We start from the raw sequence: 19,465 nt of genomic DNA, 5'->3' as shown, positions 1-19,465 counted from the left end.
GTGTTCGTCCCCAGGACAGACAGGGAGGAGCAGGACATGCAGGCTTCCGCTCACGACAAGGCGATCGCCGCCGTGATGAAGTGGGCGCAGCGCGAGGAGTGGCGCGACCGGCTCGATACCCTCATCGCCGACCACTTTGAGCCGGCATGCGAGGCGTTCGACCTCGATCCGGACGAGCTACCCGACCTGCTCGGGCCCGGAGCCTACGCCCAGCTGATCGGCTGCGCCTTCGAGGATTTCCTGACCTGCGACTTCGAGCCCGGCGGCCACAACATCATTGACGACTACCTCAAGCGTCGCGGCTGGAAGGAGCCGGTGCCGGTCCGGCGCTACCTGGAGGCGCTGCGCCGCTCGGTGATGAGCCTGTACGAGGTGGTCGACACCACGCCGGGCCGCCACTTCATGGCAAGGGACCTGATCCGGGGCGGCGACCCCGTCCAGGTCCGGGACAAGCTGGCGTCCCAAAGCCTCGCCCGGTGGGACCGCCTCGCCGCACGGCTGCTGCCGATCGGCACCGAGGTGCACATGGCCGGCGGTGTGCTGCCGCTGTCGTTTGAGGACAGCGGCGCCCTGCTCGACGAGTTCGCCGAGGCCCGGAAGAGTTTCACCCGCAGCGTGAAGCGACAGGCCAAGCGGGCCGGTGTTCCGATCGGAGACCTCGACCAGTATCCGGTGGAGGCGGCCATCCTCGGCGAGATGGCGCCGCTGTTCACCCAGGCCTGGCTGGCCACGACCCTGCGCGGCGCCCTGGGGCAATCCATGCCCGAGCTGGTCAACTTCGACGGCGACGCGCTGATCTTCTCCGAGACGCGGTTCCCGATCCCGGACGCCGCCCGGTCCGGGGAGATCGAGCGCCGCCTCGACGGCCTGCCGGACCTGGTCCGGGACGAGGTCGGGCAGCCGGGCTGGACGTGGCTGGCCGACGCGGCCCCGACCGGTCCCGTGCCGGCCAACTCGCCCGGTGCGGTGATGATCAAGACCTACGACTGGAGCGGCGCCCGGGTTCTCGGCTCGGTCCGGCTGGATCGGGCCGCCCTGGTGCTGCAGACCAACTCGGCGGAGCGGGCCGAGCGGGGCCGGAGCTGGCTGGCCGGGGTGCTGGGCCCGCTGGTGGGCGCACCGCTGACCGCGCTGCAGACGCCCGAACAGGCCGTGGCGGAGCACGCGGCCCGGGACGACGATCAGCCCCCGCCGGAGCCGCCGCTGCCGCCGGAGGAGATGGCCGCCCTGCTGCACGAGGTGGAGGACCGTCACTACCGCGAGATCCTGTCCCAGCCGATCCCGGTGCTCGGCGGTAAGAGCCCGAGGCAGGCGGCCCGGTCCAAGGCGGGGCGTCAGAAGGTGGCGGAGTGGCTGAAGTCCCTGGAGAACGGTACCGCGCGCCGCAGCCGGGCCCAGGGTCATCCGGCCTACGACTTCGGCTGGATGTGGGAAGCGCTCAAGATCACCGACCTGCGCCAATGAGGAAGGTCGTGTTCCGGCCCAGCGAGGGTGCATGGACCTGGATCGCGCAGGATCGTGCCGGTCGCTGGCCCGGCGCCTCGTCACAGCTGACGACCCTACCGGATCGGGGACAGTGCGGGGCAGGGAAGCCTGACCGTGATCAGCGGCTCGTCTTGGGACGCCCGCGCCCTGCCGGAGCCGGACGGGGTTTTTGCTGCGCGCGGTGCCGGCCCAGGCCGCTGGACAGGGCAAGCTGGCTGCGCCTCTCGCCATAGGCCGGTGCGACCATCGGGTAGTCGGCCGGCAGGTTCCATCTGGCCCGGTACTGCTCCGGCGTCAGGCCGTGGGTCGTGCGCAGGTAGCGCTTGAGCATCTTCAGCTTTCTGCCGTCCTCCAGGCAGACGATGTACTCGGCCGTGACCGACCGGCGGACCGGAACAGCCGGCCGCAGCGGCTCCTCCTGCCGTTGCGGCTGCGGCGCGGGCTCGAGCAGTTGCCCGAGCGAAGCGTGGACGGTGCCGACCAGGCCCGGGATGTCGGCCACCGGGAGCGTGTTGCCCCGCAGGTAGGCGGCGGTGATCTGGCCGGTCAGGAGGAGCATCTCCTCGGGGGAAGCGGTGGGGCTCATCGGACGTTCTCCGGGTGTCGGGTGGCGTGGTGACCGGCGTCGCTGCCGGGACAGGGCCCGGCGGCCGCGCCTCAGACCGCGTCGAGGGCGTTCCTGGGCCGTGCCACCAGCCAGAGCGACAGCCTCAGTCGGTAGAGTGTAATGACCTCGGCATCACTCAGCGCCCCCGGTTCGCGCTGCGCCCACAGTTTGTCACGCAGCCCCGCCAGCACGGCGTCGGTCAGCGGGGCCGCGGCACCGGTCGAGAGAACGAAGCCGCCGAACCCGAACAGCCGGGTAGCCAGGCTTCCGCCCGCGTGCGCCGACTGCCCCAGCACCTTGTTCATCAGCCAGAGCCCGGTCCGGCCGAGCAGAAGGCCGTCGGCGTCCCAGCCGGCCACCGGATGCCGCGCGGTGAGCCGCAGGACGGAGAACCAGTTTTGGCGCATAGCCTCCAGCAACTCCCGGTCGAAGGCGTCGAGGGATTCCAGGACCGCCCCGGCATATCGGTCGATCGCCCGGCTCGATCCGGCGACGCGGCCGTAGACCGCCAGACCAGCACCATCGCGTCGTCACCGGCCTCGACGCCGCCGCCCCTGACCTTCAGGCCGAGCCGACTGGCGAGCCGCGCCGTCGCGGCCCCGCTGACATGGCGGTCCACCGCCTGGTGGTGGCGCACGACGCCGGCCAGGATCCGGCGGTACGCGGCGCGTGCCTGGTCGCGATCCATGACGATCCTTACCCCATCCTCGGCTGCTCCGGAGGGGCTGTGCCCGCCCGGTCAGCCGCCGTTGAGCGCATCCTTGACCGCCTTGCCGGCGGTGAACCGGGCGGCCCGGGACGCCGCGATGGTCATCTGCGCGCCGGTCTGGGGGTTGCGGCCCTGGCGCTCCGCGCGCTCGGAGATCGCGAAACTGCCGAAACCGGCGATGCGCACCTCGTCGCCCCGCTTCAGCGCGTCGGTGATCGTATCGGCCAGCGCCTCGACGGCCTTGCCGGCATCCGCCTTGGTCAGGCCAGCACGCTCCGCGACGGCGGCGATCAGTTCTGCTTGGTTCATTGACTGCAAACCCCCTCGAATAGGCTGCCACCATCGGCAGGTCCTTTCCCCTTGCCACTGGCTCAGTCGGGTGACAAGGCAAACGCGCTCGCCGGCCCGCATCCATGATGCGAATTCACGGGTGTGGTTGCACCCGGGCTACACTCACCACAGCCGGTGACCTGGAAGGGACCGTGCGCCGGGCAGGAGAATGCAGGCAATCCGGCGGCATCAGGAAGCGGAAGTCCACAGCTTCTTTTCCGGATCGCCGGGCAGGCGGCCCGCCTGGAACTCGTCATAGGTCCGCTCCAGGGCAATCCGGACCTGCTCCCTCAGCTCGGGCGTGGCGCTGATATCCCGGGCGGTCCAGTCGGTCAGCCCGGTGATCCGGTCCGTGAACGCCAGCGCCACCGCCCGCGCCCGGATCCGGGTGACCACGGCCAGCCCGGAGGGCAGGTGGGTCACCGCCCAGCTCCGGGATCCGGTTTCGCCGTCGATGCGCTCGTCGATGCCGAACGGCGACCGCACGAGGCCCTCGACCTCGAGCCGGCCGGCGGCGGTGCTGATCCTGAAGGATCCGGCACGCCATAGGGCCGTCCCCCAATCCCTGCACCTCCCGCCCGTCCTGTCCGCCCGGTGTCATGTCAGGAGGCCCGCAGGATTTGGGAGGGAGGAACGTCCAGCCGGGTTCCGCGCACTCGGTCCAGGCGTGCGCCGGCAGCGCTCCGGCAGCACCTTAGTCGGCAAGGATCCCGCCATCGACTGCCGCCGGGGCATCGCTGCCGGTTCGCCGCTCGGCCATCGCCGTGCGGTACCAGTGCTCGGCATGCTGAAGGTTATGCTGCGCCGCGACCTCGTCGCCGGCGGTCCTGGCCAGCTGGGCAAGCTCCAGGTAGCGGGCGTGCTTCGCCAGGGCGCTGCCACTGCCGCCCGTACGGCCGCCACCGTGTTGGGATGGTTTGTGGCCAGCCGGAACCCTGTTCCGGGATCTTGATCGGTGCTGATCAGGTGGCGTCACTCACACCCTCGTCGTCTACGCATGAAGTTGAAAGGGGTACGCTCCGAACCGAAGGCATATCACGTGTCTGTGGAAAGAGCCACGAAGCGGGTACGGGAACGAGGATCAGGTCCAGGATGCCTCACCGGCACTGTGGGACCGGTGAGAAATCCGGCTGGCGTGGCCGGTGCCGGCGCGGCATGATCCGACCTCCGACACTCAGGAGCCGCCCATCCGTGCAGAACCTACCGGTCACCCATGACGCCTTCTTCCGGGTGCTGATGGACGAGCCCGGCGTGGCCGCGGCCGTGCTGCGCGAGCACCTGCCGGCCGAGGTGGCGGCGCTGCTGGCGCCCGAGGCGCCGGAGCTGCTCGATGCCCACTTCGTCGCGGCCCACCTGCGCCACAGCCAGGCCGACCGGCTCTATCGGGCCCGGACCCTGGCCGGCGGCGAGCTCTACATCTACGTGCTGCTGGAGCACAAGAGCGCGCCGGACCCGGAGGTCGGGGTCCAGTTGCTGGGCTACCTGGCCGAGATCTGGCGCCGGCTGGACCGGCAGCGGCTGGAGCAGGGCGGGGCGGTGGGCAGCGAGCGCCCGCCGATCGTGCCGCTGGTGATCTACCATGGTGCCCGGGAGTGGACCGTGCCGCTGTCGTTCGGCGAGACGGTAGCGGCATATCCGGCGCTACGGCCCTACCTGCCGGACTTCCGGTACGCCCTGCTCGACCTCGGACGGGTGCCGGACGAGCGGCTGTCCGACCAGCGGGTGGCGCGCGGCGGGCTGCGGGTGCTGAAGTACAGCCACCGGCCGGACGGGCAGGGGGCGGCGGTGCTGGCGGCGGTCGACGATCTGCTGGGTAGCGGAATCCTGGTCAGTGCGTTCATATATATCAACTGGGCGTACGATGCGGTTGACCGGCGGGCGATCGAGGGGGCGCTGGCCCGGGCGCCGGATGAGCAGAGGGAGGCGGTGATGTCGGTCATGGCACAGGAACGCAAACAGGGACGCATCGAGGGCAAAGCCGAGACCCTGCTCCGGCTGCTCGAGCGACGCTTCCACGGTGTTCCGGAACTTTACCGTGCCCGGTTACTGGCAGCTGATGCGGATCAGCTTGATACCTGGATCGACGCGGTGCTTGAGGCCGACAGTGTCGATGCCGTCTTCGGCAGACCGACAGCGCACTGATCCGCTGGTGACACAAATACGGGTGCTGGCTGAAGCTGAGCTTAACACCGCATTGATCAACTCATCCGCGGAATCACCGGAACTGCACCAAGGAGACTGCTCGGCCGGGAGTAAAAAATCCGCCGATATCACTGCGTAACGGAACTAGAGAAAATAGATGACGCTCAAGCTATCTGTTGGAAAGGCTTGTCATCTTTCGGGTTTTCAGCAATCAGAAAAACTCTTCCTGTATTATTTCCAATTAATCTACTCAATGTTTCCAACTCACAATTTTTCTTTTCATTAGAAGAGCCTGGAGCAGATTTTTGCTTTGCTCCATTTTTTTCAGCCGCAGCAGACCCCTCGCTTTCATCAGCCATGGCAACGATCAAAATACGCATGTGCCAACATATAGAAGACATAAATAATACATTTTTCTTATAACCAGTTTTTAAACTAAAATTCTTAAGTATGTCTCTTGTTTCGACATCAACTTGAATTGGTATCGATTTACCATGGCTAGGAAATACCCATACCAGATCCTGTTCTTGGTGACAAAAAGAACTCCAAAACACATCGATTGCTTCTTCTACAGCTTTGCGCATAGTGTATTTGGGATCATACAAGGTTCTATATCTTATTACCTGATTTTTGTAGAAAATCCACAATTCTTCAGGGATCCCCGATATTGAGGTCGTGAAGACAGATGGGTGGCGCTTCCTCGGCATAAAATCCCCATAGAGCCGGATTGCCGAAGGTTTGCCGCAAATCCCGTCGCTTAGCAATGATTCTATGACATTTTGTGTTCGTTTTCTCCTCTATCGAGGACTGTCTCTGCTCCTTGTGGGCTAATTGATGTGGGTCCCAAGCTGGTGTTAATCTCGTCAGTAATTTTACTAGCACCTAAAGCAATGATCAACAACTCCGAACCAGCCGGCAGAACGCCGCACTGGTGCTAGTAATTTTACTACAAAATGGAGCCGGTGGCATGAGCTTTTCCGGTGGTATCCAGACGGTTCAGGCCCGGCAGGTCGAGGTCGTGACGCGCCTGCTGGGCGAGACGGTCGGTCCGCTCCTGCTGGCGGCGGACGTGACCGACATCGTGCTGAACGACGACGGCACGCTCTGGGTGACGCGGCTCGGCCAGGACAGCGCCCCCGTCGGCGCGATGGCGGCCCACGAGGCCGAAGCGCTGATCGCGGCCACCGCCCGCACCCTCAACACCGTCGTCACTAGGCAGAGTCCCATCGTCGAGGGCGAGCTGCTGATCGATGGGTCGCGCTTCGAGGGGATCATCCCGCCCGTGGTGACGCGTCCCATCTTCGCCATCCGCAAGAAGGCCAGCGCCGTGTTCACCCTTGGCCAGTACGTCGAGCGCGGGCTGATGACCCGCCGTCAGCGCCGCTTGATCGAGAAGGCGATCTGCCAGCGCCGCAATCTCCTGGTCTGCGGCTCCACTGGATCGGGCAAGACGACGCTGGGCAACGCCATCCTCGCCGCCATCGACGAGCTGACGCCCGCCCATCGCATCATCGGCATCGAGGACACCCGGGAGCTGCAGTGCTCTGCCCGCAACGCCGTGTTCATGCGCGCCACCGAAACCGTCACTATCCGCCAGCTCCTGCGCGCCGCCCTGCGACTGTTTCCCGACCGGATCATCGTCGGGGAGGTGCGCGGCGCGGAGGCCTTCGACCTGCTGATGGCGTGGAACACCGGCCATCCCGGCGGATTGTGCACCGTCCACTCCGACATCAGCCATCCCCGGGCGGCCCTGACCCGCTTGGAAATCCTCGTCTCCCTCGCCACCACCGCCCCCATGCAGCGCCTGATCGGAGAGGCCGTCCACCTGATCCTGTGCGTCGAGCGCTGCCCGGATGGCACCCGCCGCGTCTCGCAGCTCGTCTCCGTCGAGGGCTTCGACGACTCCGACTACGTGCTGCGCCCCCTCTCCGACCTTGACCAAGAGGAGCCTTTCCCATGAAGCGCACCGCCCCTGTCGCTCTCGCCGTCCTGCTCTTCGCCCAAGCCGCCCACGCCGCCGTGACGGCGGGCGGCGGCATGCCCTATTCGACCGGCCTGAATACCTTCTCTACTTCGTTGCGCGGAGAGATCGCGGGCATCCTGATCGTGATCGGTGTGATCGGCGGTGTCGGCCTGTGGATCGCCGGCGGCCAGCTCGAAGGCATGCTCCAGACGATCGCCCGCGTCATCATCGGTGCCTGCATCGTGGGTGGCGTCGTGACCTTCCTGACCACGATCGGCGTGACGGGGGCGGTGCTGTGAACACCATCCGTCTCAACCAAGCGCTGGTGCGCCCGCTGCTGGTCGCGGGCGGCGAGCGCATCCCAACTGGGCTGGTGGTCGGCTCCGGCTTTGGCCTGCTGGCCTTCGGCTGGCAGTTCGTCTCCGTCCTCTGCGCGGCCATCGGCCTGCTGTGCCTCACCGCCGGCCTCGCCGTCGTGCAGGCGATGGCGAAGCGCGATCCGCAGATGTTCGACGTGTACCGCCGCTACCTGATCTACCGACCCTACTATCCGGCGCGGCCCTCCGCGTTCGGGGGGCGGTGAGCCATGTGGCCGCTCAAGGTGACACGCGACCAGACCATCGGCCTGTCCGACCTGCTGCCCTGGGGCATGCTGGCGGACTCCGGTCTGGTGCTGACCAAGCGGGGATCGCTGCTGGCGGGCTTCTATTTCCGCCCACCCGATGCCGCCTCGGCCAGCGACGAGATGCAGGCCTACATCAGCTCCCGGGTCAACGAGGCGTCGCTCGGCTTCGGTACCGGCTGGGGGTCCTGGGCGGACGTCGCCAGCATCCCGTCCAGCCAGTACCCGCCCCGCCATGCCTCGGCCTTTCCCGATCCGGTGTCCGCTGCGGTGGACGAGGAGCGCCGCCGCCATTTCGAGGCAGAGGGCGAGCACTTCGAGAATGAGCGAGTGCTGGTGATCTCCTACACACCGCCGCTGGAGCAGGTCGCCAAGCTGACCGATATCTTCTACAGCGACCGGACCACCAAGCGTCCCACCACCTTCGCCCGCCTGCATGACGGCGTGCAGCGCCACCTGCACCGGATCGAGGACCAGATCGGCGCGCTGGTCGGCCTGCGCCGCATGCAGTCCTACCGGGTGCGCGACGCCTCCGGGCGCGAGGCGATGCAGGACGAACTGGTCAACTACCTGCATTACTGCGTCACGGGAAAGCCCGACGCGCTGATGCTTCCCGCCTCGGGCTGCTACCTCGACAGCCTGATCGGCGGGCAGGAGGTCCACACCGGCGAGACGCCCATCATCGGCGGCGATTATCTCTGCTGCGTGGCAATCGACGGGTTTCCGGGCGAGCATTTTCCTAATATCCTCGCCCGGCTCTCCACGCTACCGATCCCCTACCGCTTCAGCCAGCGGATGCTCTATCTCGACGGCCCCGACGCCTTGCGCGAGATCGGGCGCTTCAAGCGCAAGTGGGGGCAGAAGACCACCTCCCTGCTGGCCGCCGTGACGGGCCAGAAGGCCGCCCCGTCCAGGAACCAGCACGCGGTCTCCATGCGCGACGAGGCGGAAGCGGCGCTGTCGCTCGCGGAGTCCGGCACGGTGCGCTACGGCTGGTACACCGCCGTCATCGTGCTGCGTCACGAGGATCTGGAGACCGTGCAGCTCTGGGCGCGGATAGTGGTGCGCCACGTCGCCGATTGCGGCTTTGCCGCCCGCATCGAGACGACGAACACGATGGACGCTTGGCTCGGCTCCCTGCCGGGCGAGACCTTCTGCAACGTGCGCCGTCCGCTGATCCACACCGCCAACCTCGCCGATCTCTGGCCGCTGTCCGGCATCTGGACCGGATCGGCCACCAATCCGTGTCCGCTCTATCCCCAGCCCGCCCCGCCGCTGATGCACGCCGCGACCGTGGGCGCGATCCCGTTCCGCCTGAACTTCCATGTCGGCGATGTCGGCCACGGGCTGGTGTTCGGCCCGATCGGCCGGGGCAAGTCCACCCTGCTCGCCACCGTGGCCATGCAGGCGCTGCGCTATCCCGGCATGCAGATCACCGCGTTCGACTACAAGCGCGGCCTGCTCGCCACCGTGCAGGCCTGCGGCGGCCGGCATTTCGAGATCGGCGGGGATGACACGCCGGCGCTCTGCCCGCTCGGCGTGCTGGAGAGCGAGAACGACCGGGCCTGGGCGGAGGAATGGCTGGAGACCTGCTACCAGCTTCAGACCGAAGCTTCCTTCACGCCCCACCAGCGGCAGGAAACCCACACGGCGCTGGAGCGACTCGCCCGCCAGCCTTTCCGCTCGATGAGCGACTTTCTCGTGCTGGTGCAGGATGCGTCCGTGGCGGACGCGCTTCGCTACTACACGCTGGAGGGGGCGGCCGGATACATGCTGGACGCCCGCGCCGACGCCATCATCACCGGCCACTTCAACGTGTTCGAGACTATCGACCTGATGGGCCTGAAGGAGAAGGCCTACCTGCCGGTGCTGCTCTACCTGTTCCGCCGCTTCGAGCGGGGGCTGGACGGCCGCCCGGCCATGCTGTTTCTCGACGAGGCGTGGGTGGCGCTTGGCAACCCGGTCTGGCGCGAGAAGCTACGCGCCTGGCTGAAGCTGCTGCGTTCCCGGAACTGCGCCGTCGTGATGGCGACGCAGAGCCTGTCCGACGCGTCCCGGTCCGGGCTGCTCGACGTGCTGGTGGAGTCCTGCCCAACCAAGATTTACCTGCCCAACGACGAGGCGCTGAAACGCGGCACGCCGGAGACGCCCGGTCCGAACGACCTCTACCGGGCGATGGGGCTGAACGACAACCAGATCGAGATCATTCGCACCGCCGTTCCCAAGCGCGAATACTACGTCGTCACCCCGGAAGGCTGTCGTTTGGTTGACCTCGCCCTCGGCCCGCTGGCGCTCGCCTTTGCCGGGGCGACCTCGGAGGCGGACGCCAAGACCGTGCGCGAGCTGGTGGCCACTCACGGCGAGGCATGGGTCCGGCGCTTTCTCGACCAGAAAGGAGTGGATTATGCCCGCTATCTCCCGGCGTGACCTGCTGCGCGGTGCATCCGCGCTGGCGCTGGCCTCGGCGGTCCCGATGCCCGCCCATGCCATCGCGGTGGTCTGCACCAACTGCTCGACCATCTGGCACCAGCTGATGGAATACGCCCAGCAGGTCTATTCGGTCGGTGTGCAGCTCCAGCAGTACCGCACACAGATCCTGCAGTACCTGAACATGATCCAGAACACCGTGGCGCTGCCGCAGCAGCTCTGGAGCATGGTCACGAACGACATCCAGCAGATCAAGAACCTCGCCAATATCGGCGCGTTGCTTGCCGGGAACGCGGGCGGCATTACGGCCAAGCTGGCGCAGTTCGACGCCGCGGCCAGCCAGGTGCTGGGGCTGTCCGACATCGTGAACAAGTACAATGCTTGGTCGCAGATGGCGGGGCAGAACGTCACCGCAATGCAGCTCTCCTTCGGCATGGCGCAGAACCAGATGCAGTCCGACGCGGCGCTAGTGTCGGCCATCCAGGCTCAGTCCGGCTCGGCGACCGGCCAGATGCAAGTGCTGCAGGCCGCCAACGAGATGGCCTCGGTGCAGATCAGCCAGACCATGCAGCTGCACCAGACCATGATGAGCCAGGGGCAGGCGATCGCTGCCTACATGAACGCCGACGCTGCCCGTCACGCCGAGGCCGATCAGGCCACTATCAACTTCCTGTCCGCGCCGCCGCCGCCCATGACCGGCGGAAAGAGGTACTGACGCCATGCAGACCCACATGCACACCGTCACCGTCAACCTGCTCCAACTCGTGTTCGGCGGGATGCTCTGCTTCGCCGTCGGCGGGCTGGTGACCTATCAGGCGGTGAAGGCCACCGCCGAATGCTCGGTCACGACCTCCTCGCCGCTCAGCGATGAGCCGATGCGCCGCTTCATGGAGGCTCCCCCGCCGCCAATGGATCAGGGGAAGCGCTACTGATGCGCCGCCTCGTCCTCGCCCTCGCGCTGCTGCTCTGGCCAGCATCCGCAGGCGCGGAAACCATCACCGTCTCGCCGGACGCGGGCGGCACCATCAAGCCGCTGCAGGCCGCGGTAAGCCGCGCCCAAGCCGGTGATAAGATCATCGTCAATGACGGCACCTATCGCGGCACCTTGTCGCTCTCCGGCGTCTACGGCTCCGCGAACGCGCCGATCACCATTCAGGCGAAAAACCCGCTCGGGGCCACCATCGTCGGCCCGGCGGACGGTCATACGGTCAGCGCCTGGGGCGTTTCCAACGTCACCGTCCAGGGCTTCACGCTGCAGGGAAGCTACAAGGGCGACGCCGATCTGAACGTGGTCCATATCGGCGGCCCGTTCACCCGGCCCGCCACCGGCGTTGCCATCGTCGGCAACCGCATCACCGGCACCGCAAACGACGGCGTGAAGTTCATGGAGGGCGCCGCGGGCAACATGATCCTCGGCAACCTCTTCGACGGTACGTGGAAAGAGGAGGCGATGGATAACGTGTCCGTGCAGGACATGGTCATCGCCAACAACACCGTGAAGGGCAGGGCGGGGAACAGCGGCCTCACCTACAAGGCCGGATCGCATAACTTCGAGATCACCGGCAACCTGTTCGACATCGATGCCGACGTGCAGATCTCCAACGGCGGGTACGGCGACAGCCGCGATACCCGCTGGGACCGCATGTCGCCGCAGTTCAAGGGTGGGGACGAGGCGCGCGACAGCACGGTGACGGGCAACGTCATTAACGGCAACGTGCGGCTCATCAGCGCCACCGGCATCACCATGGAGGGCAACGACCTGAACGGCACGGTCAGCAATGGCCGCAACGTGTTCTGGTCGGGCGCGATCGCCAGCCACGACAACACGGTGCGGAACAACACCGTCACGGTGGCCGATGCTGGGGCGGGCGACCTGACGACGCCGATCGTCGCGCCGCCATCCACTCCTGGCGTTCCGATCACGCCCGGCGTGCCGGTCGCGGGTGATCCGGCAGCACCCCTGCCGCCGCAGCCCGATCCTGGTACGGTGGCCATGCCTCCCGCCCTGCCGCCTATCCCTGACATGCCGACCGCTCCATCTCCCGGCACGCCGCAGGTCGTCTATTCGCCGCCCGTCCAGCCGCCCGCACCGCCAGCCCCCGCGCCGCCCTCCACGGTCCTGACGAACATTTCCAACGCGGTCGTGCTGTCGCAGGCCACCCCACTCGGGCCGGGCGTGCTGAACGGTATCGTCGAGACCTTCACCGGGCAGGCGAGCCTGTGGCGCACCACGCTGCAGGGGCTGGCGCTCGACCTGTTTGCCGTCCTCGCCGGGATCGAGGTCGCCTGGGTGGTCGGCCGCGCGCTCGCCCGCCGGGTCGACTTCGCCGACCTGCTGGAAATCGCCGTCATGCAGGTCGTGACCATCGGCTTCTTCTACTGGCTGCTGATCAACTCGGCGGATTTCGTGCTGGCCATCGTGGCGAGCTTCGGCGAGGCGGCCAACCGGGCCAGCACCGCCGGCGGCGGCATGACCAACTTGTCGCCCTCCGACATCTTCGCCTCGGGCCTGAACATGGGGCAGATCATCTGGAACGGCATCACCATCACCAATCCGGGCCTGTCCACGCTGCTCGTGCTGGCGGGCATCATCAACATCTGCATCTACGCCATCATCGCGGCCAAGCTGATCGAGGTGCTGGTGGAGTCGGCCTTCGTCGCCTACGCGGGCATCATCATGATGGGCTTCGGCGGCTCGGCCTTCACGCGCGACTACGCCATCGCGCAGTTCCGTTACGCCATCTCGGTCGGCGCAAAACGCTTCGTCCTCCAGCTGATCGTCGGACTGGCGCAGGGCATCATCACGGGCTGGGCGACCACGGTCGCCACCGCCGGGGCGATGAACTGGACCACCATCGGCATCCTGCTCGGCGCGCCGATTGTCATGTGGCGGCTGGCCGAGATCCTGCCCCAGCGGGCGCAGGACATGATCATGGGCGTGTCGACCTATTCCAGCGGGCATCTGGGGCACACCGCCGCCACGGTGGCCGCGGCCGCCGGCGCGGTGGCCGCCGGGCTGGCGGGCTCGGGGATGGCCGCCAAGGCCGCCTATCAGCTGTCCCAGGCACAGATCGCGCAGCGCGGCCAGACCGGCGGACAGTCGCCCAGCTTCGCCCAGCGCGCCGCCATGACCACCGGCCTGATGGCGCGCAATCTCGGCACCGCCGCCGCCCACGATGTCGGCCAGCGCATGGTCGGCCGCAACCGCTTCGGCCACGCCTCCTGGCGCATGGCCGAGGACATGAAGACCCAAGCTTCTGCTACGAAGAAAGGCGGCACGCCATGAACGTCATGTTCCGCAAGACCGGGCGGGAGGAGCCGGTCACCCTCGCATCCGGCGATCCGCTGACCGAGATCTACAAGCGCGGCCGTCAGGAATGGGACGAGCGGATCGGGGACGCCATCGCCCGCGAGCGGACCTGGAAGCGCATGTTCGTCCTGACGCTGCTCGTGGGGTCCGCCTCCATGCTCGGCAACGTCTATCAGGGCATCCAGAGCAAGGTGGTGCCGTTCGTGGTCGTGCGCGACGGTCTCGGCGACGTGGTGGCGGTGCGCTCGGTCGAGAAAGCCGAGAACCCCGACCACGCGCAGGTGGCCGCCGACCTGAAGCGCTGGGTGCGCAACGTCCGCACCGTCTATACCGACGTGAAGGCGCTGAAGGCCCTCATCCTCGACGCCTACGCCATGACGGCCAAGCAGAGCGCCGCGGCGCAGGCGCTGGGCGAGATGTACCGCGCCGCCGATCCCTTCGAGCGGGCGCGCAAGGAAACCGTCGCCGTCTCCAACCAGTCGGCGCTGCCGGTCAGCGACGGCGATCAGGAAGGCCGCAAGACCTGGCGGCTGGAATGGACCGAGACCGTCTCGGCCCGCGACGGCACCGTCATCAGCCACGAGCCGTGGCAGGCCACCGTGACGTTCGTCGTGACGCCGCCGCGCACGGCGTCGGAAGTGCAGAGCAACCCGGCGGGCATCTACGTCGTGAACTATTCCTGGACCAAGCGGGGGAGCTGACGCCATGCGATCGCTGCTCCTCGTGGCGGGGTTGGGCCTTCTCCTGTCATCGGGAGCGCTCGCCCAGGACATCCCCCCTCTCCAGCCGTCCTACTCCGGGGGTTCGGCGTTCCCGGCTTTCCCGCTGCCGCCGGTGAGGGACGGCGATCCGCGCAGCTTGCCACCGGACCAGATCCCGGTGCTGCAGGTCCCGCGCCAGCCGCCGCCGCGGGTGCCGGTGCTGTCGCCGGAGAAGCCGATCACCCGGAAGGAGCGCGAAGGCATCCGGCAGGCGGGGCGCTGGCGCCGCCAGTCGGCCACTCCCAGCCTGGGTGCCGACGGCGTCGTCTATTTCCAGTACGGGCAGGGTGAGCCGGTCATCGTGTGCGCCCCGCTGCATGTCTGTGACATCGCGCTGGAGGCCGGGGAGACCGTCACCTCGCCGCCTTTCCTCGCCGATCACCGCTGGACGGCGGAGCCGGGCCGCAGCGGGGCGAACGGCAGCCAGACCACGCATATCATCGTCAAGCCGTCCGACGTCGGTCTGACCACCAACATGATCGTGCAGACCGATCGCCGGACCTATTCCCTCCAGCTTACCTCGCGCGAACGCGACTACATGCCGCTGGTCGCGTTCGATTACCCCGCCGACAAGACCCGCAAATCCTGGGCCGAGTATGTCGCCGGGCAGCCGCAGGCTCCCGTCAGCCCGTGCGACCAGCCGCCGACCACGCCGCCAGCAAGCTACCGGATCAGCGGCGAAGCGCCGTTCCGGCCGGTGCAGGTGTTCGCCGTCTCCACCCCGGTCGGCCAGAAGACCTGCGTCGAGCTGCCCGCCGACATCGGCTCGCACAACCTCCCCGCCCTGCTGGCGGTGGTGGAGGAGGGCTCCTGGTTCAGCGATCCCACCCGCCAGATGGTCAACATGCGCTTCGTCAACCACCGCTTCGTGGTGGACGGCCTGCTGACGCATTTCGAGCTGGTCGACGGCATCGGCTCCGGCCAGCGGATCGTCACTGTCAAAGCCATCGGAGGCTGAACATGCGTTTTCCTGCCTTTTGCGTCTGCGCCGTCCTGCTTTCTGCCTGCGCCACGTCGCCGCTGAAGAGCGAGAGCGGCGAGCTGCCCGCCAACGAGGTCACCTATGTGTCCTGGCTGATGAAGGAGAGCCTACTCAGCGGGCTGGACTACGCCCGCCCCGTCCATCTCGTCGCGCCGAACCGCCAGACCGCCTTGTCGAAAGCTCTCCACGACGCGCTCTACGACCAGGGCTATCAGCTCGTGAATCGCACCGGTCCCAACGTCCAGCAGGTGCGCTACGAGGTCGGCCCCTACGGGCGCGACGTGCTGGTGCGCATGATGATCGACGAGCAGGAGGTCTCCACCGTCGTCCGCCGCCGCCCCAATGGCCGGCTGGAATTCGGCTATCCCTTCACCGTGCTGAGTGTCGAGCCGTGACCGGGCCTGCCACTCTGAAGCCCGCCGCCCGCGGTGTGCGCCGGCTGAACCGCCTGCCCGCAATGCTCGGCGGCGGTGCGGCGGCGCTGATCGTGTCGGTGGCCGCCTACACCATCCTACAGGCGAACGAGGAGCCGCACCCGGAGGAGATCGTGCCGCCCGTGCAGTTCCCGTCCAGCGCCGACGACGTGCTGGCCCGCGCGCCGGACGGCGAGTCGATCGCCTACGTGCCGCCGGCCCAATCGGTAGAGGCTGTTCCACTGCGCGCGCCGCAGCCCACCGGGCCGGTCGATCCCGACATGACCGAGATGGCGATCGAGGCGCGACGGCGCGCGTGGCAGGACTACTACCAGCAGCTGGCCGAGACGCAGAAACGCCGGCGTGACGCCCTGGTCGCGGCGCTCTCCGGCCCGTCCGCCGTGGAGCAGGCTGCGGCCGGGCAGGGCGGCAGCGGCTTCGCGTCGCCGCCCGCGATGCCTTCCGTGCCGGGGATAGGGCAGGGGGGCGAGACGCCGCAGACGGTCGCCCAGCACCAGCAATCGTTCCTGTCCGCTAACGGAGCCTCGCCCGACACCGACTATTCGCCCTACACCGTGACGGCGCCGATCAGCGCCTACGAGCTGAAGGCGGGCGATATCATCTCCGGGCGCATGGTCTCCGGCCTGAACTCGGAAGGTCCGGGCATCATCAAGGCCGTCGTGTCGCAGAACGTCTACGACCATGCCACGGGCATGCACATCCTGATCCCGCAAGGCTCCACGCTGGTCGGCGTCTATGACAACGCGGTGGCCTATGGTCAGAACCGCGTGGTGGTCGGCTGGCAGCGCGTCATCTACCCGGCTCCCGGCTCGGAGAGCCTCGACCTCGGCCGCATGCCCGGGTCGGATCAGGAAGGCTACGCCGGGTTCCAGGACCAGACGGATCACCATTACCTGCAGATTTTCGGCAACGCGATCCTGCTGTCGCTGTTCTCCGCCGGCACCCAGCTGTCGCAGCCGCAGGCCAGCCAGGGGGAGAACTACAGCCCCGGCCAGACGGTGGCTTCGTCCATGGGCCAGCAGCTTGGCCAGCTCGGGCAGGAGTTCGCCCGCCGCGGGCTTGACATCCCGCCGACCAACCGCATCCGCAACGGCTATCCCTTCACGATCATGATCACGAAGGATATCGCCTTTGCAAGGCCGTGGTCGCCCTCGACCGTTCCCGGCCAGTCACGCATGGCGGTGCGCTATGGTCAGTAGCCTCGCCTCTGCCCCAGTTTGGGGACAGGCCAGGCGCCGGGCGCTGATCGCGCTGGGGGGGCTGACCGGCGTGGCGCTCGGCGTCAACGTCGCCGCCACGCAGTTCGTCGCGTGGCACCTGTCCTATCACCCGGCGCTGGGGCCGCCCGTCGTGGCGAACCTGTATCCGCCGTGGCGCTGGTGGCAGTGGCGACAACAGTTCGAGACTGCCGCGCCCCAAACCTTCGCCTGGCTCGATCTCGGTCTGTACGGCGGCGGCGCGCTGGCCACTCTGGTGCTGCTCGGCGGCGTCAGCCAGTCGAGCCGCCGCAAGCCGAAGCGCCACGAGGACGTGCACGGCACCGCCCGCTTCGGCACCGACGCCGACCTGCGCCATGCCGGGCTGCTGCCGGAGAAGGACCAGCGCGGCGCGGGCGTCTATTGCGGCGCATGGGAGGCGCGGGACGGCACGCTGCACTACCTCCGCCATAACGGGCCGGAGCATGTGCTGGCGCTGGGGCCAATTCGCTCCGGCAAGCTGGTCGGGCTGGTCATTCCCACCCTGACTACCTGGCCGCACTCCGCCGTGGTCTACGACGAGAAGGGCGAAATCTTCGAGGCGACCGCTGGATGGCGCGGCACCGAGGGCGGCAACCGCGTGCTGCGCTGGGAGCCCGGTACGGCGGATCGCACGGTCGCCTTTAACTTCCTCGGCGAGGTGCGGCTTAGCACCGAGTACGAGACGCGCGACATCGCCAACGTGATGGAGATGGTGGTCGATCCGGAAGGGACCGGACTGTTCGATCACTGGAAGCCCAGCGCCGCCGTGACGCTGAACGGAGTGGCGCTGCATGTCTGCTACGAGCGCCGGGCCAGCGGCCAAACCGCCAGCCTTGCCGATGTCCTGCACGCCCTGAACGATCCCCAGCGCGGCCGCGACCAGCTCTACGAGGCGATGCGGACGAACCGGCATCTGGGCAGCCAGCCGCACCCGCAGATCGCCGCCGTCGGGCAGGACATGATGAACAAGGACGTACGCGAACGGTCGGGCATCCACTCTACCGCGTCGCTGATGCTGCGCCTGTTCCGCGATCCCATCGTGGCGCGCAACACCAGCCGGTCGGATTTTCGGCTGGACGAGTTGATGAACGGCCCCGATCCGGTGACGCTCTACATCGTCACGCGCGGCGAGGACAAGCTGCGCCTGCGCCCGCTGGTGCGGCTGTTCCTGACCATGATGTTCGGCCGCCTGCTCTCCGCCGACATGCGCTTTGAGAATGGCCAGCCGGTCGCCCCGCACCGCCACCGGCTGCTGGTGCTGATCGACGAGTTCGCGTCACTCCGCCGCATGGAGGCCGTGCAGGAAGCCCTGTCGAAGTCGGCGGGTTACGGCATCAAGGCGTATCTGCTGGTGCAGGACCGCGAGCAGATCATTGCCGAATACGGTCCGAACGAGACGATCACTAGCCACTGCCACATCAAGGCGGCCTACGCGCCGACGAACTACCGGACCGCCGAATGGCTGTCGGACCTGAGCGGCAATGCGACGGTGGTGGTCGAGGACGTGACCGAGAGCGGCGCGCCCGGCTCGATGAAGAAGAACACCACCCGCAGCTTCCGCACCGTGTCCCGCCCGCTGATCACGCCCGACGAGGTGATGCGGCTGAAAGCACCGCGGAAGGACGGCGCGGGCCGGATCGTCGAGGCCGGTCACGTGCTGGTGTTCGCCGCCGGTCATCCGCCGGTGCTGGCGGTCCAGAGCCTGTTCTTCCGCGATCCCGAGTTCGTGCGTCGGGTGTCGATCCCGGCGGCCACAGGAGGAAACCCTTGAAATGCGGTCTTGCCCTTTCGGCCCTCGCTGCCGCTGCCGTCATGCTGGCGGCGCAGGACCACCTTCGACTGAATGTTTCGGCGTCCATGCCGCTGGGGTTCTGGTGGGTGGATACCACGCCCTCGTTCAGGACCGGCGATGCCGTCACGGTCTGCCTGCCGAATGCTGTGGCCACCATGGCAAGGAGCCGGGGGTATGTCGGCAGCGGCACCTGTTCCGGCGATGCTGAGCCGCTGCTGAAGACCGTGCTAGCGCTGGAAGGCGACACCGTCACCGTCACGCCGTCAGGCCTGGCCGTCAACGGCCGCCCCGTGCACGGCAGCGCCTCGCTGGTGACCGACACGGCGGGCTGCCCCATCACCGCCGTACCCCCCGGCCGGTACGTGGTCCAGCCCGGCACCCTCTGGATCCTCGCCACCCGCGACCGTCGCAGCTTCGACAGCCGGTACTTCGGGCCGCTGCCGCTCGCCGTGGTGCAGGGCGCCGCCCGTCCTCTGCTGATATGGGAACCCTAAGCCATGCAAGACACGCTTCAGACGCCCGATCATGCCGCTGCCCTGCGCGAGTGGCACGAGCGCTATCAGGCCATCATGGACTCCGACCGATCCGCCCTTGAAGTGCTGTGGGCACTGAAGGCGCTCGGCCCGGCCCCCGAACTCACCGCCACGGCCGAGGAGAAATGAT

General features: G+C 67.6%; 22 protein-coding genes. 16 read left to right on the top strand and 6 right to left on the bottom strand.

Translation table 11 applies throughout. The features are described from left to right. Positions 1-36 precede the first annotated feature (36 nt). Positions 37-1,464: a hypothetical protein gene (locus IGS68_RS29410; protein ID WP_201082710.1), complete on the top strand. Its 1,428-nt coding sequence runs from the start codon at positions 37-39 to the stop codon at positions 1,462-1,464. 139 nt (positions 1,465-1,603) lie between these two features. Here the strand turns inward: IGS68_RS29410 and IGS68_RS29405 are convergent, their stop codons facing one another. The 5 genes from IGS68_RS29405 to IGS68_RS29385 form a co-directional block, all read right to left on the bottom strand. Continuing rightward, positions 1,604-2,071 carry a Ros/MucR family transcriptional regulator gene (locus IGS68_RS29405; RefSeq protein WP_201082708.1) on the bottom strand — a complete coding sequence of 156 codons (468 nt, stop codon included), beginning with the start codon at positions 2,069-2,071 and terminating at the stop codon, positions 1,604-1,606. Between the two features lie 71 nt (positions 2,072-2,142). Then, complete coding sequence (locus IGS68_RS29400) at positions 2,143-2,499, bottom strand: hypothetical protein (protein WP_201082706.1); 357 nt, start codon at positions 2,497-2,499, stop codon at positions 2,143-2,145. Between the two features lie 332 nt (positions 2,500-2,831). Next, complete coding sequence (locus IGS68_RS29395) at positions 2,832-3,110, bottom strand: HU family DNA-binding protein (protein WP_201082705.1); 279 nt, start codon at positions 3,108-3,110, stop codon at positions 2,832-2,834. 210 nt (positions 3,111-3,320) lie between these two features. Then, on the bottom strand, positions 3,321-3,617 hold the full coding sequence (locus IGS68_RS29390) for a hypothetical protein (protein WP_201082703.1): 297 nt from the start codon (positions 3,615-3,617) through the stop codon (positions 3,321-3,323). A gap of 208 nt (positions 3,618-3,825) precedes the next feature. Beyond that, complete coding sequence (locus IGS68_RS29385; protein WP_201082702.1) at positions 3,826-4,107, bottom strand: DUF4167 domain-containing protein; 282 nt, start codon at positions 4,105-4,107, stop codon at positions 3,826-3,828. A 215-nt stretch (positions 4,108-4,322) separates the two neighbouring features. Between IGS68_RS29385 and IGS68_RS29380 the strand changes: the two genes are divergently transcribed. Further along, on the top strand, positions 4,323-5,273 hold the full coding sequence (locus IGS68_RS29380) for an Rpn family recombination-promoting nuclease/putative transposase (RefSeq protein ID WP_201082701.1): 951 nt from the start codon (positions 4,323-4,325) through the stop codon (positions 5,271-5,273). Positions 5,274-5,437: 164 nt separating this feature from the next. Here the strand turns inward: IGS68_RS29380 and IGS68_RS29375 are convergent, their stop codons facing one another. Beyond that, on the bottom strand, positions 5,438-5,920 hold the full coding sequence (locus tag IGS68_RS29375; RefSeq protein ID WP_201082700.1) for a hypothetical protein: 483 nt from the start codon (positions 5,918-5,920) through the stop codon (positions 5,438-5,440). Positions 5,921-6,240: 320 nt separating this feature from the next. On the opposite strand from IGS68_RS29375, the gene trbB reads away from it, so the two are divergent. From trbB to IGS68_RS29305, 14 genes are read left to right on the top strand one after another with little or no spacing between them, the layout of a single operon-like run. Continuing rightward, positions 6,241-7,233, top strand: coding sequence for a P-type conjugative transfer ATPase TrbB (gene trbB, locus IGS68_RS29370; RefSeq protein WP_201082698.1), 993 nt, complete (start codon positions 6,241-6,243; stop codon positions 7,231-7,233). Further along, complete coding sequence (locus IGS68_RS29365) at positions 7,230-7,535, top strand: TrbC/VirB2 family protein (RefSeq protein ID WP_201082696.1); 306 nt, start codon at positions 7,230-7,232, stop codon at positions 7,533-7,535. Before trbB ends, IGS68_RS29365 begins: the two co-directional genes overlap by 4 nt. Next, the gene (locus IGS68_RS29360; RefSeq protein WP_201082694.1) at positions 7,532-7,819 is read left to right on the top strand and encodes a VirB3 family type IV secretion system protein; all 288 of its coding nucleotides are present in this window, start codon (positions 7,532-7,534) and stop codon (positions 7,817-7,819) included. The genes IGS68_RS29365 and IGS68_RS29360 overlap by 4 nt, the downstream gene beginning before the upstream one ends. A gap of 3 nt (positions 7,820-7,822) precedes the next feature. Then, positions 7,823-10,285, top strand: a complete 2,463-nt coding sequence (locus IGS68_RS29355) for a VirB4 family type IV secretion/conjugal transfer ATPase (RefSeq protein WP_201082692.1) — start codon at positions 7,823-7,825, stop codon at positions 10,283-10,285. Beyond that, positions 10,263-11,000, top strand: a complete 738-nt coding sequence (gene trbJ, locus IGS68_RS29350) for a P-type conjugative transfer protein TrbJ (RefSeq protein ID WP_201082690.1) — start codon at positions 10,263-10,265, stop codon at positions 10,998-11,000. The genes IGS68_RS29355 and trbJ overlap by 23 nt, the downstream gene beginning before the upstream one ends. 4 nt (positions 11,001-11,004) lie before the next feature. Further along, entirely contained in the window at positions 11,005-11,217 is a 213-nt protein-coding gene (locus IGS68_RS29345) for a hypothetical protein (protein ID WP_201082688.1), read from the top strand. Then, positions 11,217-13,571: a P-type conjugative transfer protein TrbL gene (gene trbL / locus IGS68_RS29340; protein ID WP_201082686.1), complete on the top strand. Its 2,355-nt coding sequence runs from the start codon at positions 11,217-11,219 to the stop codon at positions 13,569-13,571. The genes IGS68_RS29345 and trbL overlap by 1 nt, the downstream gene beginning before the upstream one ends. Then, positions 13,568-14,296, top strand: coding sequence for a VirB8/TrbF family protein (locus IGS68_RS29335; RefSeq protein WP_201082684.1), 729 nt, complete (start codon positions 13,568-13,570; stop codon positions 14,294-14,296). The genes trbL and IGS68_RS29335 overlap by 4 nt, the downstream gene beginning before the upstream one ends. Before the next feature lie 4 nt (positions 14,297-14,300). After that, on the top strand, positions 14,301-15,314 hold the full coding sequence (locus tag IGS68_RS29330) for a TrbG/VirB9 family P-type conjugative transfer protein (RefSeq protein ID WP_201082682.1): 1,014 nt from the start codon (positions 14,301-14,303) through the stop codon (positions 15,312-15,314). A gap of 2 nt (positions 15,315-15,316) precedes the next feature. Next, complete coding sequence (locus IGS68_RS29325) at positions 15,317-15,733, top strand: hypothetical protein (RefSeq protein ID WP_201082680.1); 417 nt, start codon at positions 15,317-15,319, stop codon at positions 15,731-15,733. Then, a complete protein-coding gene (locus tag IGS68_RS29320) occupies positions 15,730-16,971 on the top strand; it encodes a TraB/TrbI/VirB10 family type IV secretion system protein (protein ID WP_201082678.1) in 1,242 nt (413 codons plus the stop codon). Before IGS68_RS29325 ends, IGS68_RS29320 begins: the two co-directional genes overlap by 4 nt. Next, the gene (locus IGS68_RS29315; protein WP_201082676.1) at positions 16,961-18,781 is read left to right on the top strand and encodes a type IV secretory system conjugative DNA transfer family protein; all 1,821 of its coding nucleotides are present in this window, start codon (positions 16,961-16,963) and stop codon (positions 18,779-18,781) included. Before IGS68_RS29320 ends, IGS68_RS29315 begins: the two co-directional genes overlap by 11 nt. Continuing rightward, positions 18,778-19,296, top strand: a complete 519-nt coding sequence (traF, locus tag IGS68_RS29310; RefSeq protein WP_201082673.1) for a conjugative transfer signal peptidase TraF — start codon at positions 18,778-18,780, stop codon at positions 19,294-19,296. The genes IGS68_RS29315 and traF overlap by 4 nt, the downstream gene beginning before the upstream one ends. 3 nt (positions 19,297-19,299) lie before the next feature. Next, entirely contained in the window at positions 19,300-19,464 is a 165-nt protein-coding gene (locus IGS68_RS29305) for a hypothetical protein (protein WP_201082671.1), read from the top strand. Position 19,465: the final 1 nt, after the last annotated feature.

Origin of the sequence: Skermanella sp. TT6 (assembly GCF_016653635.2) — a bacterium.
GTDB lineage: Bacteria > Pseudomonadota > Alphaproteobacteria > Azospirillales > Azospirillaceae > Skermanella > Skermanella cutis.
The sequence above is the reverse complement of the archived record's forward strand: the minus strand, read 5'-3'. Positions and strand labels throughout refer to the sequence as shown.

What these genes read in the sequence shown, in the direction of transcription:
- IGS68_RS29395 (WP_201082705.1), bottom strand. Translation starts at nt 3,110, where the DNA reads ATGAACCAAGCAGAACTGATCGCCGCCGTCGCGGAGCGTGCTGGCCTG.
- IGS68_RS29330 (WP_201082682.1), top strand. Translation starts at nt 14,301, where the DNA reads ATGCGATCGCTGCTCCTCGTGGCGGGGTTGGGCCTTCTCCTGTCATCG.
- trbL (WP_201082686.1), top strand. Translation starts at nt 11,217, where the DNA reads ATGCGCCGCCTCGTCCTCGCCCTCGCGCTGCTGCTCTGGCCAGCATCC.
- IGS68_RS29305 (WP_201082671.1), top strand. Translation starts at nt 19,300, where the DNA reads ATGCAAGACACGCTTCAGACGCCCGATCATGCCGCTGCCCTGCGCGAG.
- IGS68_RS29325 (WP_201082680.1), top strand. Translation starts at nt 15,317, where the DNA reads ATGCGTTTTCCTGCCTTTTGCGTCTGCGCCGTCCTGCTTTCTGCCTGC.
- IGS68_RS29335 (WP_201082684.1), top strand. Translation starts at nt 13,568, where the DNA reads ATGAACGTCATGTTCCGCAAGACCGGGCGGGAGGAGCCGGTCACCCTC.
- IGS68_RS29400 (WP_201082706.1), bottom strand. Translation starts at nt 2,499, where the DNA reads ATGCGCCAAAACTGGTTCTCCGTCCTGCGGCTCACCGCGCGGCATCCG.
- IGS68_RS29410 (WP_201082710.1), top strand. Translation starts at nt 37, where the DNA reads ATGCAGGCTTCCGCTCACGACAAGGCGATCGCCGCCGTGATGAAGTGG.
- IGS68_RS29405 (WP_201082708.1), bottom strand. Translation starts at nt 2,071, where the DNA reads ATGAGCCCCACCGCTTCCCCCGAGGAGATGCTCCTCCTGACCGGCCAG.
- IGS68_RS29365 (WP_201082696.1), top strand. Translation starts at nt 7,230, where the DNA reads ATGAAGCGCACCGCCCCTGTCGCTCTCGCCGTCCTGCTCTTCGCCCAA.
- trbB (WP_201082698.1), top strand. Translation starts at nt 6,241, where the DNA reads ATGAGCTTTTCCGGTGGTATCCAGACGGTTCAGGCCCGGCAGGTCGAG.
- IGS68_RS29355 (WP_201082692.1), top strand. Translation starts at nt 7,823, where the DNA reads ATGTGGCCGCTCAAGGTGACACGCGACCAGACCATCGGCCTGTCCGAC.
- IGS68_RS29315 (WP_201082676.1), top strand. Translation starts at nt 16,961, where the DNA reads ATGGTCAGTAGCCTCGCCTCTGCCCCAGTTTGGGGACAGGCCAGGCGC.
- IGS68_RS29345 (WP_201082688.1), top strand. Translation starts at nt 11,005, where the DNA reads ATGCAGACCCACATGCACACCGTCACCGTCAACCTGCTCCAACTCGTG.
- trbJ (WP_201082690.1), top strand. Translation starts at nt 10,263, where the DNA reads ATGCCCGCTATCTCCCGGCGTGACCTGCTGCGCGGTGCATCCGCGCTG.